Here is a 16,217-nt window from a genome sequence, read left to right as displayed (position 1 = left end):
GTGTGCTAACCTTTTTTAATTATCCTATTGATTTACTAGAAAACAAACCATTTCCCGTTATAAATCAAAGTCATGCCTATTGAGTTTGCAACATTAGCATTTGTAGCGTTAATAGTACTATCTTTACCGAACTCATATATTTTTGAAGCTCCATAGTCATTTGCACCCTGCCGGAACTTCTTGCCGTTAGGATCAATTGTAGTATTCTTATTTTCTGAAAAGATATAGAGTGTCAGCCCATTACTTGGGTTTGCTGGAAGCGTAACCGTATAATTACCTGTGATATAGACCATTTGATTGTTATTAGTCAAAGTAATATTACTACTTACAGTTGTTACTGATAAACTGCCTCCTCCGCCGCCACTCGGTGTTGCCCATTGTCCGTCACCTCTTAGAAATGTAGTGGAATCAGCAGTTCCTGTTGCGCTTATTTTTGCCATGGTAACGGCGCCGTTATTAATTTTTGCAGTCTTAACCGCATTGTCAGCAAGTGAAGTTGCAGCACTGCTGCTTATTGTCACATCACCTGTCATGGTCTGTGGCACTTGTGGAGCATATGGTGACGAAGATGATGTAAGATAAACCTGCCCGCCTGTAGAACCATTTGCAAACCCGTTACCCGCAGGACCGGTAGCTCCTGTTGCTCCTGTTGCACCTGTTGCTCCCACCGGACCAACTGCTCCCTGAGGTCCTTGAGGCCCAACTGGTCCTGTTGCACCCTGAGGTCCTTGAGCACCTGTTGCTCCAGCTGGTCCTGTTGCCCCTGTGTCACCTTTTGGTCCCGTTGCGCCTGCTACTCCTTGAGGTCCTGTTGCACCTGTGTCACCCTTTGGTCCCTGCGCTCCTGTTGCGCCCTGAGGTCCTTGAGCACCTGTTGCTCCAGCTGGTCCTGTTGCACCGGTATCACCTTTTGGACCCTGCGCTCCTGTTGCACCTTGAGGTCCTTGAGCACCTGTTGCTCCAGTTGGTCCTGTTGCCCCTGTATCACCCTTTGGTCCCTGTGCACCTGCTACTCCTTGAGGTCCTGTTGCACCTGTATCACCTTTTGGACCTTGTGGCCCGATTGCTCCAGCAGGTCCCGTTGCTCCTGTATCACCTTTTGGACCCTGAGGGCCAGGAATTGAGCTCCCCGAATTTTTTGCATACAATGCATAGGGCACGCTTAATAACTGGGATGTTCCGGATATGGTATAATTATTAGATCCAGTGGGATCCGTTTCTGTTTTGATAAAATAAGTATCAGCTCCCCAATCAATGTTAGAATAGGAACCGCTCACCAAAGTTCCAGCTCCAATCTTCGCTGTCACAAGGCCATTGTTATTGGCTGGCAGAGATTGTGTTTCCGAATAAACGACAGTACCCGAAGCGGAGCCCTTGATGATGGAAAATCTCATGCCCACATTCTGATTCTTGATCAGATCATTATTAGAGTTTCTGATAATGGCCTGATAACTCATGGCATCCTGCGTTTGTGAAAGCGCCATGGCAGACACGCAGAAAACGGCTAAAAAAGAGAGTTTTTTCATATTGTTATTATTTTTAAATTATTTGTCTGATTTGATGACTTTAAATATTTTGATCAACTTTCCATTCTTCGTAACCTTAAGAAGGTAAACTCCCGCTGCATAAGAACCCATCGAGAATGAAACCGTTGACGAACCCACAGGCTTGATCATCAATGATCTCCCCGAATTATCCAAAAGCTCAAAACTATACTTTCTAAAATCTTTGAAATCGATATTCAGATAGAGAATATCCGGTGTAGGGTTAGGATAGATCTTCAAATTAAGCCCTATTTCCCTAACATCCATACCCAAAGTTTCCAAAATCTCGTAAGCGTGTTCAACGCCGGGATGCACACTACCCGATGGTGATCCAAAAGGTTCGTAGAAAACTTGTCCAATTGCGGATGCTACATTGCCACTGCCGCCGGATGCGTACATACCTGATGAATTGATAGATGATTGTGCAAACCCTTGAAATGAGACGCCCAAGAGAAATAGACAAATTATTGTTTTCATAGGTTTTAATTTTTATGATTATAAAATAATCAGGTTTTTAGCAAATATAAAAATAAATCCGTTTTAGTAATTAAATAAATTTATATTAAAATCAATCTAGTGAATCTTTGATGTATTACTATTTGAAATGGTATAAAAAAAGCGACAAAAATGCCGCTTTCAATATCCGATTAATAGTCTTTACTACTTCTTTTCGGCTCTCTCACTTCCGGCCATTTGGTTACAGCACCTTTATCATCATTCGGCATCATGCGCTTTTCACGGCTGGTGAATTCCGGATCTTCTGAAGCCATATAGGCTAAAGTTGCGGTCAGAATCACATTATTCTTCAATTCGTCAAAAACGATTTTGTCATACGTATCTTTGGTCGTGTGCCAAGTGTAACCGAAATAACCCCAGTTAAGCGAACTCAAAGAAAAACCTGGAACGCCCGCTGCTACGAAAGAAGCATGGTCAGAACCTCCACCACCAGGCATTCCCGGGAAAGTCGATTTGATTTGGTCTTTTACTTTTTTAGGAGCAGCATCCAGCCATCTTCCGATGTAGGCATAAGAATCTTTGAAACCTTGTCCGCTGATGTCCACTACTCTTCCAGTTCCGTTATCCTGATTGAAAACCGCCTGCACACCTTTGATAATTTCAGGATTGTCAGCTACAAAACCTCTTGAACCGTTCAGACCTTGTTCTTCACTTCCCCAAAGTCCAACAATGATAGTTCTCTTAGGGTTAGGATAATATTTTTTAAGGATTCTCATAGTTTCCAGCATCGTCAAAGTTCCCGTTCCGTTATCAGTCGCACCTTGTGCGCCGTCCCAAGAATCGAGGTGAGCGGAAAGAATCACATATTCGTTAGGCTTTTCTGAACCTTTTATCATTCCGATGGTGTTGAAAGATTTAGCTTCCGGCAAAACTTTGGATTGTGTATCCACTTTGATTCTCGGTTTTGCACCTTTTTCCGCCATTCTGTACAACATTCCGTAATCTTCCAGATCGATGTCGAACATTGGAATTGTTTTCGTTTTAGCGCCGAAAATACGATTGGTGCTATGGATTCCTGTCCAGTTGGAAATGGCGATTCCTGCCGCTCCGGCTTTCTCTAAAGCTTCTGGCAAGGTTGTATTATCATACCCTATATTCTTGATATAATCTGCGAAATCTTTTTTAGCCTGTTCTTTTTCAGCTTTCAGTTTGTCATATAATTCGGGGGTTGCAAATTCTTTGATTTGCTCATCTGAACGTCCGATTTTCTGATATTGCGCCATCAAAACAATTTTACCTTTTGCAGAAGGCAACCATTTATCAAACTCGGTTTTGGAAGATACTTTCGGAAGAATCACCACTTCTGCTTCTACCGCTTTTTTAGTTGCCGGACTCCACGCTAATTGGGTTGCAGATAAGGTTTTGGTTCTTGGATAAACCAAATCTACGTGTGTTGTTCCGCGTTGCCAGCCTTTCCACGTTCCGAATTGCTGAAGATTAGCTTCGATTCCCCAAGATTTTAATTTATCGGCTGTGTAATTGTTAGCGGCTAACATTTCAGGTGTTCCAACCAATCTCGGTCCGATTTCGTCTAAAAGTTCATAAGCCATATCTTCCAGCTGAGAATTGTTATTGGCTTCGTTGACAAAACTTTGAACGATTGGATTGAGTTTTTCTTCGGATTTGGTTTGAGCAGTGACTAGAGTGATTTGCGCTGCAAAGAAAATTGCAGACATTGTGACAAATGAGTTTCTCTTCATATCTTTTATTTGATTCCGATAAAGATAAGGATTATGTCACGGAATAAAAAAACGCCTCAATATTGAGACGTTATATTTTACCATAGAATGCATGCAGCCCGACTTGAGCGGAGCTCCTTTTTACGCAACGTAGTGTAGTGAAAAGAGCGGGAGCCCTTCGACAAGTTCAGGATAAACTACAGGCGGATTAAGCTGCCCAAATTATTATTTTATGGATTGGTCGAGAAAATAGATGCGTTGGCAATCATTGCTCTGCGGTTCATTTTCAGGATATCTCTCACCCACTCTGCAAAGTCCTCCGGCTGAAGAACCTTGTCCGGATTACCGTCCGTCAAACCACCATTGATGCTCATATCGGAAGCAATGGTACTCGGTGTCAGCGTAATCACACGGATATTCTGCTTTCTCCATTCTGCCATCATCGATTGCGAAAGAGAAACGACAGCCGCTTTGGAAGCCGCGTATGCCGACATATTCGGCCCGCCTTTCAATCCTGCTGTGGAAGCAACATTCACGATGTCACCTTGTCCTTTTTCTTTCAAAAACGGATAAACCGCTTTGGCTGTGTAATAAACGCCGAAAAGATTGGTTTTAATCACTTGTTCCCAAACATCCGAAGCCATTTCCTCGATGCTTCCAAAGTCACCGATTCCTGCATTGTTGACCAAAATATCGATTCCGCCTAATTCGTTTGCCAGAGATTCGATTCCTGCTTTTACTTCCAATTCGTTATCAACACTGAAAACCGCGTAAGCTACTTTCACGCCGGTTTGTTTCAGTTCGTTAACTGCTATTTTGAGATAATTTTCGTTTCTTCCCGTGATACCAACGTTCACACCTTCATTGGCAAGAATCTGAGCTACAGCTTTTCCAAGCCCTCTTCCACCGCCAGTGATAATGGCATTTTTACCTTTTAAATTCATAATCTGTTTCATTAAATTTCGAGGTGCAAAATTACCAAACACATGTTTAAAATCCGAATAAAGTCTTATGATTTAATACAAGTTTATCATTGAGGAATTCAATTGGTTGTATTGATTTCTCGCAAAGACGCGATTTGAATTAATCTTAAAGGAAATAAAAAGTCGCAAATTTTCCTTTGCGACTTTATAAGATTTGAATTGTAATATTTTTTGCGTCTTTGCGATAAATCATTTGTCTTTCAATTGGTCAGGAATATTAGTCGTAATGAAATTGATTCCTTGATTTTTGAGTTCTTCGTAAATTTTGATATCATTTACAGTCCAGGAATTGGTAATCAAACCAAGCGAATCGGCTTCTGAAATCCAAGTCGGATTTTTCTCGAAAACGCTGTAATGGTAATCCAATCCGTCCAAACCTTCGGCTTTGATTTGCTGAGGCGAGAGATTGCCTTCCAGATACTGAACTTTGGCAGACGGATTCTGTTTCTTGATTTCTTTACAAATATTAAGACTGAATGAGATGTAATCACTTTGGCTATCGAGTCCGAGTTCTTTTATGGTTTTCAGAACTTTGGTAACGATTTCGTTTTCACGTTCTTTGGATTTGGTTGGTTTTATTTCGATAATTAATTTGACGGAAGAATCTTTTTTACCTTGTTTCAGGTAATCTTTGAGGGTTGGAAGTTTTTCTCCGTTGGATAATTTTAGTTTTTTCAAATCGGAAAAATCAGTTTCCGAGATTTCCATTTTCCCGTGATGTTCATCGTGATTGACAACCAATTTTCCATCTTTGGTCATATGAATATCAAATTCGGAACCATAAACTTTCAATTTTTGAGCATTTTCTAAGGATTGAATCGAATTTTCCGAAGTTTTTGGCTGTGTATTCCAGAATCCGCGATGGGCGATAATCTGAGTTTGAGCGTTGATAAACATAGTCGTGATAAGGGTTAAACTACAAAATACTTTCTTCATTTTCATTTTTTTAGGATGACTAATTTAATCAATTATTATTAAGGCTTCGAGAGCCTCAGCCTGACAGCGTTTAGACATTTCGATAGTTCAAGCTCACTACAGGCTTCAATCAATGTGACAACAGCTGTCAGGCTGAGGCTCACGAAGTGTCTAAATTTATAAATTTCTTGGTTGTAAACTTTGATGTTTTGGTTATTTTTGCTTTAAATAAATTTTCCCAATGTCCGAAAACATTCAGCAAAAGATAGAATCCCTGAGAGAAGAACTTCATCAGCATAATTACAGTTATTATATTTTGGATGAACCTTCGATTTCTGATTTTGAATTCGATGCTAAACTCAAAGAACTGCAGGAGCTGGAAACTGCGCATCCTGAATTTTTTGATGCCAACTCTCCTACTTTGCGTGTTGGTGGCGGAATTACAAAGAATTTCCCGACCGTCCAGCATCAGTACAGAATGTATTCTCTCGACAATTCCTATGATTTTGACGACCTAGAAGACTGGGAAAAACGAATCATCAAAACAATTAATGAGCCTGTAGAATTTGTAGCCGAATTGAAATATGACGGTGCTTCGATTTCCATTCTTTACGAAAACGGAAAATTGTCGCAGGCCGTAACACGTGGAGACGGTTTTCAGGGTGATGAAATCACTAATAATGTAAGAACGATTTCTGATGTTCCTCTGACCTTGAAAGGTGATTTTCCTAACAGATTTTTTATCCGCGGCGAAATTTATCTTACCAGAAAAAACTTTGATAAAATCAATAAAGCTCGTGAAGAGGAAGGTTTGGATTTGTTTATGAATCCGAGAAATACCGCTAGTGGAAGTCTGAAAATGCAGGATTCCGGTGAGGTGAGAAAACGTGGATTGTCGGCCGTTTTGTATCAATATATTTCGGATGAATTTCCGGCAGATACCCATTGGGATATCCTTGCTAAAGCCAAAAACTGGGGTTTCCGGGTTTCGGAAGACCAGGCGAAATTGTGTAAAACATTGAATGAAGTAAAAGATTTCATCATATTTTGGGATACGGAAAGACACCAATTACCTTTTGAAATTGATGGCATTGTTTTGAAAGTTAATTCATTAAAACAACAAAGACAATTGGGTTATACAGCCAAATCGCCACGTTGGGCAATGGCTTACAAATTCAAGGCTGAAAAGGTGGAAACTGAACTTTTGAGCGTTTCTTATCAAGTTGGAAGAACCGGCGCTATTACGCCTGTTGCGAATCTGAAGCCTGTTCTGCTGGCTGGAACAACAGTAAAGCGCGCGTCTCTTCACAACGAAGATATTATCAAAAAACTGGATTTGCACGAGCACGATTTTGTTTACGTAGAAAAAGGCGGCGAAATTATCCCCAAGATTGTGGGTGTAAATGTTGAGAAGAGAACGCTTTTGCAAACCCCAATCGAGTATATCAAAAACTGCCCGGAATGTGGAACTGAACTGGTAAAAATCGAAGACCAAGCGATCCATTTTTGTCCGAATGAGCTGCATTGTCCGCCACAAGTAGTGGGAAGAATGATCCATTATGTTTCCAGAAAAGCTTTGAATATCGAGAATCTTGGTGGAGAAACGATTGAGCAGCTTTATCGCGAAAAATTGGTTGAAAATCCCGCTGATTTTTACACATTGACAAAAGAGCAGCTTCTTCCACTTGAAAGAATGGCTGAAAAATCTGCTCAAAATATTCTGGACGGGATTGAAAAATCCAAAGAAGTTCAATTTGAAAAAGTATTATTCGGAATCGGAATCAAACACGTTGGAGAAACGGTGGCGAAGAAACTGGTCAAGAATTTTTCTACGATTGATGAATTGAAAAATGCGACTTTGGAAGAACTTTGCCAGGTTGAAGATATCGGAATGAAAATCGCAGTCAGCATCACTGACTTTTTCCAGAATTCTGAAAACATCTTGATGATTGAGCGTTTGAAATCTTACGGCGTTCAATTGGAAAAAGGCGAAAACACGAATGAAGTTTTATCCAATGTCTTGGAAGGAAAAACTTTTCTATTCACTGGTAAGCTATCGCTTTTCACAAGAGAACAGGCAGAAGAAATGGTGGAAAAACACAATGGAAAAAACATCTCTGCCGTTTCAAAAAACCTCAATTATCTGGTGGTTGGCGAAAAAGCGGGAAGCAAGCTGAAAAAAGCCCAAGATATCGGAACGATTACGATTCTGGATGAACAGCAGTTTTTGGATTTGATTGGATAAGAATATAAATAATTAAACCACAAAAGTCACAAAAGGAATGTTTAAATCTTTTGTTACTTTTGTGGTTTATAACTATTGATTCTTCTTCAGCCATTCCAGTCGTCTCTGGTCCGGCAAATGTTTGACAGAGAAATTTTCAAACGTCGCTTTGAAGCCATTGCCATCCGGACTTGCAGCCATAAAACCGACCTGAACAGGCATATTGTCATGCAGATAAGCATTCCGCATCATTACATAATCTTTGTCATCGAATGAGTAGAAAATTTCCACAGCATCCAATCTTCTGACGGCTTTGATCCAGACAAATGGCGGCGTTTTCTCCAAAACAATTACGCTCCAGTCGCTGGTTTTGTGTGTTACAACTGTACTGAGATTGAATTTCCCATCAACGAACTCAACGCCGGCTTTGATGTAATTCTGTTCATCAATTCTAAGCATCAGTCCCATTTGGTCAAATCGGGCTTTGTAATCGCCGGTGATTTTAACTTTGGCTTCAAACTCACCGCCATAAGTGCTGTAATAAAAAGGCGCATCATCTACCGTGAAACCGTAATGCGAAATCCGCCAGTAATCGCTTTGCGGCGTGACAGTCATTGTGAGTTTTTTGTCTTTGATTTCCCATTGGGAAGGCTCATTGAACCAGGTCATCTTTTCCAGAGATTGTGCTTTTATTTGGAAAAGAGCCAACATCAGAATTGATGCTAATATAATTTTCTTCATTATTAATATAATTTTAAACGCAAAGTTTTTTAGTTTGATTCAATGCAGTAACCGTCACAAAGACGTTTCACTCATCAATGTCAAGTAGTTATATTAAACCACAAAAGACACAAAAGAAATTCAGATGGTTATTAGTTTGGATTATAAGAAAATATGAACTTTTAAATATTTCTGAACTCGTACTTTAATGCCTTTTGTGGTTTTATTTTCATATTTCCCTGATGACTTTACAAGGATTACCGACAGCCAGAACATTGGCAGGAATATCTTTTACAACAACGCTACCTGCGCCAATGACAGCATTATCGCCAATGGTAACACCAGGAAGGATGCTGCAACCTGCGCCAAACCAAACGTTATTGCCGACTGTAATGGGTTTTGCATATTCCAGGCCTGCGTTTCTGGTTTCTACATCCAAGGGATGATTGACCGTGTAGAACCCACAATTGGGCGCAATGAATACATTATCTCCGAAAGTCACTTTGGCACAATCGAGAATCACGACGTTCACATTGGTATAGAAGTTTTCCCCGATTTCTATGTTGTAACCATAATCGCAGTAGAAAGGCTGCTCTATCAGGAACATTTTCCCTGTTTTGCCGAATAGTGTTTTGATAATGCCTTTTCGCTCCTTCATTCTGGACGGCTGAATCTGATTGTAGCGGAAGCACAAATCCTTACCTCGCTGTCTTTCCTCCACCAGTGCTGCATCATTCGCATCGTATAATTCACCGGAGAGCATTTTCTCTTTTTCGTTAAGATTATTCATTGTATTTTTACATATTAGCAAGGCAAATTTAGGCGCTTAACTATCAATAATCAATACTGATAAATAACCATTTTTTGATTTAAAATAAAAAAGACCAAACAAGTAATGAATCCATTCGATAGAATTTTCAATCTTAAAATAAAACTAATCTTCCCAGTTATCATGTTTCTTGTAAATAACTGGTCTTCTGCCCAGACAAAATACCAGAAAGATTTCAATGAATTTTGGACAGATATCAATGATAATTACGCCTATATTGACCAGCAAAATATTGACTGGAAAAAAGTCAAACAAATCTATGAGCCTCAATCTTCCAGGATTTCCAATGATGACGAATTCATTACATTTATGGAAAATGTTTTAAACGAATTGTACAACGGGCATTCATCCTTAAATACCAATCTACCAAATTCCAACAGATTAGTCCCTTCCGGATCGGATTTGTATCTCGAAAAAGTTGGCAATAAATACATTATTAAGGATCTAAGAAAAGGATTTGGGGCTGATTTGGCAGGTTTAAAAATCGGAATGGAAGTTACCGCTTACAATGGAAAATCTATTGATGAGCAACTGAAAAAATTCTTACCAAAATTTACAACCCAACATAACCAAAAGATGTATCAATATGCTATTGATATGCTGTTTGCAGGTACTCACGATATTAAAAGAGAAATTACAGTTGTCGAGAACGGAAAATCGAAAACTTTTTTTCCCATCACCTATGGAAACAGTAATGAATTGCTTTTCAGTAAGGTTCTGAATGATACTACTGCCTATATCAAAATCAATAATTCTTTGGGAAACAACAATCTCATTGCAGAATTTGATAAAACATTTGATAGCTTTTTCCAGTTCAAAAATCTGATTATTGACTTAACTGAAACTCCTAGTGGCGGCAATTCTACTGTTGCAAGGGCAATAATGGGCAGATTCACCAATCAGCTTTTACCTTTTCAGGTGCATGAGTTTGATGAAAAAGATTTTGAAACCAAAAGACATTGGGAAGAATACGTGACACCACGCAAAACAACTTATAATGGTAAAGTTTATATTCTGGTTGGACATTGGACGGGAAGCATGGGCGAAGGGATGGCAATTGGTTTTGACGGAATGAAAAAAGCCAAAATAATCGGAACCAAAATGGCTGGTTTGCTTGGCGCAATCTCTAACTTCCAAATGACCGAAACCAAAATTGGATTCCAGTTTCCGACAGAGAGATTATATCATATCAATGGAACACCAAGAGAAAATTATGTTCCTGAAATCCTGACCAAAAATATCGAGGAAACACTTCAAAAAGCGCGAGAGATTAAATAATTATTGATGAAGAATATCCAGTCTGATTTGAATGAGCAATTGTTGCAACAGGATTTTGTTCCCGAAACAGAGCAGTTGCAGCTGGAGCGATGTCAGATAATGGCTCAGAATTTTGTGGAACTTGAAAACGGCATCGCTATTCTGAGTGACCTCAAGAATAATAAAAGCTATATCTATTCCGGTAAAATGGCAGATGAATTGAATATCTTCAGGAATCAGAATCAGCTTGAAATCGAAAGCATCTGGGAGGATGAACTGTTCACCGTGTTGAATGCTGACGATGTTTTGCATAAACATATCCTGGAACTTCAGTTTTTGCAGTTTATTAAAACGGTTCCTTTTAATCAGCGAAAGGATTTTTCTGTCATTAGCAGATTAAGATTGGCGCAGGGTAAGAAATCGTTGATCCATAAGATGTTTTATTTTTCAGATGTGCATCATAAGAATATTGAACTAGCGCTTTGCCTTTATCATTTTGATTTTCTTCCTTCCTCGGATTATACCGGTATGATTATCAACACGACGGATGGCAGCATTATTCAGCAGACCGAAGTGGAGAACTCTAATTTCCTTTCTGTCCGTGAGAAGGAAATCCTGAACATGATCCAGTTGGGAAAAAAGAGTAAAGAAATAGCGGATATCCTCTTTATCAGCATCAATACCGTGAATCGGCACCGACAAAACATCCTTGAAAAGATGCGGGTTTCCAACACTACAGAAGCCTGCACACTCGCCTCTAAACTGAGGTGGATTTGATCCAGGAAAAAAGTTACTGGCTATTTCGAGGCTGATTAATGGTCTATAACGCTTGTGATAGACTATCTATTACTAGGCTTATAGAATAGCTATCTCGTATGATTATTTATCGCCAGTCATTTCCTTCAGATTCTCATCCTTCATCTTGGCTTCAATCTTTTCGACTTTCAGGCTCTGTCTCAGGTAGCCGAAGAGGCTCATATACCAGTTGGCAATCCAGACCAGTGAGAAGAACGCCAGCAAGTAGCCGCGCCAATCGTCGTAGAGTAACTGAAATCTGGTGATGATTAAAAAAATAATACTGATGTAATGGCTGAAACAATATTCGCAGGTAAAGAGGTAGAAGAATTTTCGCTTAGCAATGGATTGCGTACTGCCACAGATTTTTTGACAATATTCCCTGGGTTCGCGAAAGATCTCCTCGTGCGTGACTGTCCATGCGATGCAGGCAATGGGAATTGCAATCAGGAAAAGATATATTATTTGAGATAAAAGAGGCGTCATAACATTGGTTTGAACTGGATTGTAGTTAACTAACATTAAAATCAATGCCAAAAAAAACTCAGAACCAAATAGAGATTCTGAGTTTCTAACAAATAACTAAAAAATAAACTAATGAACCGAGCTTAGGTCGATTTTTTCGCCTTTGCCTTTTCTTTCCCGCACGAACAAAACGAACGGAATGCATATGAGGAACATCAATCCCAAATAAAGAAAAACGTCCATATAAGATAACACAGTTGCCTGTTTGGTTACCGAGAAATCGAGCATCTGGTAAGCAGCATTCAATGCTTTATCAGGTGTGTAGCCCTTCGCTATGAAACTAGCTTTGAGCGCAGCCACTCTCTGCTGAACATCAAAATCGTTGATATCCAGGTGCGCCACAAGATTGCTCCTGTACAGCTCGCTCTTATTGGCGATAAAAGTTGTAATAGCAGCAATACCGAATGAACCGCCCAGCTGGCGCATCATGCCTGTGAAAGCAGCACCCTGTCCAATCTCCGGACCTTTCAGCGTGCTCAGAGACAATGATGTAATTGGTATGAACAATAGCCCCAGTCCCATTCCCCTTACAATCAGCATCCAGAAGAAGGCATCCTTCCCTGTGTCGGGTGTCAAAATCTTATAGCCCCAGAAACTGTAGATGAAGAATATCAACAAGCCCAATGCCACCAGAATCTGCTGTTTTGCACCTTTGGTCAGCAATTTTCCGATGATCGGCATCATAAAAGCAGTTGTCAAGGCTGCCGGAATCATCAATGCACCTGATTGCAATGCCGTCCAACCCAGAATACTTTGTGTATAAAGCGGGACAATAAATGTAGAACCATATAAACCGAATCCCAGAATGAATGACATCACTGTTCCGATCCTGAGATTTCCGTTTTTAAGAACTCGGAGCTCTACAATCGGGTATTTGAAGGTGAGTTCCCGCCAGATGAACAGGACAAATCCTACAACGGCCGTAATGGTCAATGCAACAATGGCTTTACTCGCAAACCAATCATCCTCGTGTCCTCTCTCCAAAATGTATTGCAAAGAACCTACGAATGCAGCCAGTAATCCAATTCCAATCCAATCGACATCCGAAGCCGAACGTTTCTCGGAATATCTAGGGCTTTTCACAAATTGTAAAGTCAATAATGTGGCAATAATTCCCAAAGGAATATTGATGTAAAAAATATAAGGCCAGCTGTAGTTATCTACAATATAGCCTCCCAACGGCGGACCAAGTGTTGGGCCGATAATAACACCCAACCCATAGATAGCCTGGGCCATACTTCTTTTTTCGATAGGATAAGATTCCGTAATGATGGTTTGTGAAGTTACCAAAAGTGCTCCACCACCAATTCCCTGACACAAACGGAAAAATACCAGCTCCCAAATATTGGTCGCATTACCGCAGAGAAAAGAGAAAACTGTGAATATGATGACAGATGCCGCAAAGTAATTTCTACGCCCAAACTGCTGAGACAGCCAGCTCGTCATCGGAACAATAATCACGTTACCGATAGCATAAGCCGTAATCACCCAGCCTACTTCGGATAATGTTGCTCCAAGGTTACCTTTCATCTCATTCAGCGCCACATTCACAATCGTGGAGTCCACAATTTCCAGAAGTGCGCAAACGATGGCGGTAATAGTAATAATTACCCTGCGAAATCCATATTCTACTAATGAATCGTCTTGCATAATTTTTTAGATTTAGGTTTTAGGGATATGGTCATAGCGAAAAGTATATTAAACCAATATTTAAAACCTTATTACTAATACCTCTATTTTAGAGAAACGACAGTTTGAACATTCATCCCGACACGAAGTTTTTTCATAATATCCGGGTTAAGATTGTCGAAAGTGATTTTAACAGGAAGTCTCTGAACAACTTTCACAAAGTTACCGCTTGCGTTATCCGGTGGAAGCAATGCAAATGCAGAACCTGTTGCGGGAGAAAATGAACTGATGGTTCCTTGGAATTTTTGGTCAGGATAAGCATCGATTTCGATTTCTACTTTCTGCCCTTCCACCATTTTCTCCACCTGAGTTTCTTTGTAATTGGCGACTACCCATTTCTGATTGCTCATCACCAGACTGAACAGCTGTGAACCAGCCTGGATAAACTGCCCAACCTGAACAGGAATTTTAGATACATAACCACTTTCTTTAGCTGTTATCACTGTATAAGAAAGATTCAGTTTTGCATTTTCGACATCCACTTGTCTTTGTTTTAATTGAGAGTTAGCAATTCCGATATTCTGATAAGTGGCATTAGATTGTGAGGTCACCACGCCAGTCTGAACATTCGCCTGGTTTTTCTGGTCCACAAGAACCTGAAGTTGTTTTTGGGCTGACTGATAAGCAGCCAAAGCTTGTTCATACTGTTGTTGCGTAATAGAATGATCCTTTACCAGTTCAGAATATCTTTTCATATCCTGCTCGGTTCTCCAGACATTGACTTTAGCCGCTTCGATTTGAGCATTTGCGGTTTGAACTGCCGCTCTTGAATTTCCGATTCCCGTTTTTGCTGCTTCAGAACCAGCCTGTGCTGATGCCACATTGCTCTGTGCTGTTCCCAAAGCTGCTTCAGCCTGCTCCAATGCCATTGTTTGGTCTCTGTTATCGAGAACGACAAGCGTATCTCCTTTTTTCACAAATTGATTGTCTTTTACCTTTACTTCAGCAATATAGCCTGAGATCTTAGAAATAACCGGACTGATATCTGCCGCGATTTGAGCATCATCTGTTTCCTCATGAGACTGACTGTATTGATATTCTCTCACGCCGAAGAAAGCACCTGCTAAAATTGCAACTATTAATACGATGTAAAAAACAGGGCTTTTTTTCTTTTTTGCAGGAATCTCTCCTTGTTCGAATTTTATATTGTCTTGTGCCATTATTATTTGTTTAAAGTTTTTTGTTCTGAGTTTAAATTTTATTTATTATTGATTACCATTAATGACTCCTGCTGTCTGTAATAGTTTTTTGTGAGCCAGAGCTGCATCCGCTTTAGAAGTCACAACATTGACATTAGCTGTGATTTTTGCCGTATCAGCATCCAGAAGGTTGGTAATAGTTTCCAGGCCGTTGTTATACTTATTAAGTGTGATTCTGTAATTTTCTTCTGCCTGTTCCAAAGCCCTTTGATAAACATCTATTTTTTTGTGGGCATAAAGATCATTCTGATAATCGCGTTTCACTTCCAGCGTCACATTATCATTCAGTAAGTCATTGCTTGCAGCCAATTCCTGTTCTCTAGCTTTGGACTGCATCAGACTCGAATTTTTTTTCCAGATATTGGATAGATTATAAGAAATCCCGACTCCGACATTCACTGCATTAGTAATGGTCAATAGTTTCGGAATATCCGCCGCAACGTAACCGCCTGTAAAAGCTAAAGAAGGAAGATTTTCCGCCTTAGCAGCTTTAGTTCCCAGCGCTGCCGCTTTTCTCTGGTAATCCAAAGCCTGGATATCTTTCCTGTTCTCTCTTGCCAGATTCAGGTAATAATCATCCGGTTTCGCAAGATCATCTGCTCCTATATAATTAGAATCAACCTCAATTTCCGTGTTGTCAGGAAGTCCCAAAAGCAAATCCATATTGATATTGGCAATGCTGAAATTATTCTCAGCTTCCATTAGCTGCAATTCGATATTTGAGGTCTGCAGCTGAGCTTTGAGTCTGTCATTTTTAGCAATCACACCATTGTTTTCCAGCTTGATGAAGGATTGGTCTCTTTTCTGCGATGAAGCCAGATTTTCCTTCAACAATTTCACGACTTCCGATGCCTTGAAAAGATTGTTATAGGCTTGAGAAATATTATAGGCAATCGCATTCTTATCGTTTTCAGAATTCAGCTTCGATGCTTCTACAAGATATTCCGCAGATTGGATTCCGTACCTGATTCTACCGCCAGAATAGATAGGAACAGAAAGGTTGGCTGAACCGTAAAGCACATTGCTAACCTTGGGTCCGCCGCCTGACATTCCGGGAATTTTAAGATCAACATTCGGTTCAAGAGGAAGATACATATAACTTCCGGAAACTTTGAGCTCAGGTAATTGTTTGTTCTTTGCTTCCAAAAGGTTCGCGGTAGACTCTTCTATTTTTGCTTGATCTATCTTTAGATTTTTGCTGTTTTCTATTCCTAATTTCACAGCTTCTTCCAGACTTAACACTCGTTTTTCCTGAGCAGAAACCGAGTAGAAGGTCCCAACAATTAATGCTGTTGTTAAAAATTTATTCACTGTATTATTTATTGTTAAGGTTTGAGTAATG

At 40.0% G+C, this 16,217-nt stretch carries 14 protein-coding genes; 3 read left to right on the top strand and 11 right to left on the bottom strand.

Annotated elements, in window-relative coordinates; all coding sequences use genetic code 11:
* Positions 1-35: 35 nt before the first annotated feature.
* The 5 genes from QOL71_RS08675 to QOL71_RS08655 form a co-directional block, all read right to left on the bottom strand.
* The gene (locus QOL71_RS08675; protein ID WP_283416541.1) at positions 36-1,526 is read right to left on the bottom strand and encodes a collagen-like domain-containing protein; all 1,491 of its coding nucleotides are present in this window, start codon (positions 1,524-1,526) and stop codon (positions 36-38) included.
* Between the two features lie 18 nt (positions 1,527-1,544).
* Entirely contained in the window at positions 1,545-2,021 is a 477-nt protein-coding gene (locus tag QOL71_RS08670) for a T9SS type A sorting domain-containing protein (protein WP_283416540.1), read from the bottom strand.
* A gap of 170 nt (positions 2,022-2,191) precedes the next feature.
* Positions 2,192-3,760, bottom strand: a complete 1,569-nt coding sequence (locus QOL71_RS08665; RefSeq protein WP_283416539.1) for a M20/M25/M40 family metallo-hydrolase — start codon at positions 3,758-3,760, stop codon at positions 2,192-2,194.
* Between the two features lie 209 nt (positions 3,761-3,969).
* Positions 3,970-4,683: a 3-ketoacyl-ACP reductase gene (locus QOL71_RS08660; RefSeq protein WP_283416538.1), complete on the bottom strand. Its 714-nt coding sequence runs from the start codon at positions 4,681-4,683 to the stop codon at positions 3,970-3,972.
* Positions 4,684-4,911: 228 nt separating this feature from the next.
* Entirely contained in the window at positions 4,912-5,658 is a 747-nt protein-coding gene (locus QOL71_RS08655) for a glycerophosphodiester phosphodiesterase family protein (RefSeq protein ID WP_283416537.1), read from the bottom strand.
* Between the two features lie 220 nt (positions 5,659-5,878).
* On the opposite strand from QOL71_RS08655, the gene ligA reads away from it, so the two are divergent.
* Positions 5,879-7,882 carry an NAD-dependent DNA ligase LigA gene (gene ligA / locus QOL71_RS08650; protein WP_283416536.1) on the top strand — a complete coding sequence of 668 codons (2,004 nt, stop codon included), beginning with the start codon at positions 5,879-5,881 and terminating at the stop codon, positions 7,880-7,882.
* Between the two features lie 72 nt (positions 7,883-7,954).
* Here ligA and QOL71_RS08645 read toward each other — a convergent pair whose 3' ends face one another.
* Together QOL71_RS08645 and QOL71_RS08640 are read right to left on the bottom strand one after the other, a co-directional pair.
* Positions 7,955-8,602, bottom strand: a complete 648-nt coding sequence (locus QOL71_RS08645) for a DUF1349 domain-containing protein (protein ID WP_283416535.1) — start codon at positions 8,600-8,602, stop codon at positions 7,955-7,957.
* Between the two features lie 208 nt (positions 8,603-8,810).
* Positions 8,811-9,371, bottom strand: coding sequence for a sugar O-acetyltransferase (locus QOL71_RS08640; protein ID WP_283416534.1), 561 nt, complete (start codon positions 9,369-9,371; stop codon positions 8,811-8,813).
* Between the two features lie 105 nt (positions 9,372-9,476).
* Here QOL71_RS08640 and QOL71_RS08635 point away from each other — a divergent pair, with 105 nt between their 5' ends.
* Both QOL71_RS08635 and QOL71_RS08630 read left to right on the top strand, forming a co-directional pair.
* A complete protein-coding gene (locus tag QOL71_RS08635) occupies positions 9,477-10,688 on the top strand; it encodes a S41 family peptidase (RefSeq protein WP_283416533.1) in 1,212 nt (403 codons plus the stop codon).
* 6 nt (positions 10,689-10,694) lie between these two features.
* On the top strand, positions 10,695-11,444 hold the full coding sequence (locus QOL71_RS08630) for a response regulator transcription factor (protein WP_283416532.1): 750 nt from the start codon (positions 10,695-10,697) through the stop codon (positions 11,442-11,444).
* Between the two features lie 102 nt (positions 11,445-11,546).
* On the opposite strand, the gene QOL71_RS08625 is transcribed toward QOL71_RS08630, so the two are convergent.
* The 4 genes from QOL71_RS08625 to QOL71_RS08610 form a co-directional block, all read right to left on the bottom strand.
* Complete coding sequence (locus QOL71_RS08625) at positions 11,547-11,948, bottom strand: hypothetical protein (RefSeq protein ID WP_283416531.1); 402 nt, start codon at positions 11,946-11,948, stop codon at positions 11,547-11,549.
* A gap of 108 nt (positions 11,949-12,056) precedes the next feature.
* Complete coding sequence (locus QOL71_RS08620) at positions 12,057-13,637, bottom strand: DHA2 family efflux MFS transporter permease subunit (protein ID WP_283416530.1); 1,581 nt, start codon at positions 13,635-13,637, stop codon at positions 12,057-12,059.
* Positions 13,638-13,720: 83 nt separating this feature from the next.
* Positions 13,721-14,836, bottom strand: coding sequence for an HlyD family secretion protein (locus QOL71_RS08615; protein ID WP_283416529.1), 1,116 nt, complete (start codon positions 14,834-14,836; stop codon positions 13,721-13,723).
* 45 nt (positions 14,837-14,881) lie between these two features.
* Positions 14,882-16,186 (bottom strand): TolC family protein, encoded by a 1,305-nt coding sequence (locus tag QOL71_RS08610; protein WP_283416528.1) that lies wholly within the window; start codon positions 16,184-16,186, stop codon positions 14,882-14,884.
* Between the last annotated feature and the right edge of the window lie 31 nt (positions 16,187-16,217).

Origin of the sequence: Epilithonimonas pallida (genome assembly GCF_900182975.1) — a bacterium.
Classification (GTDB): Bacteria; Bacteroidota; Bacteroidia; order Flavobacteriales; family Weeksellaceae; genus Epilithonimonas; species Epilithonimonas pallida.
This window is presented reverse-complemented; position numbering and strand designations above follow the sequence as displayed.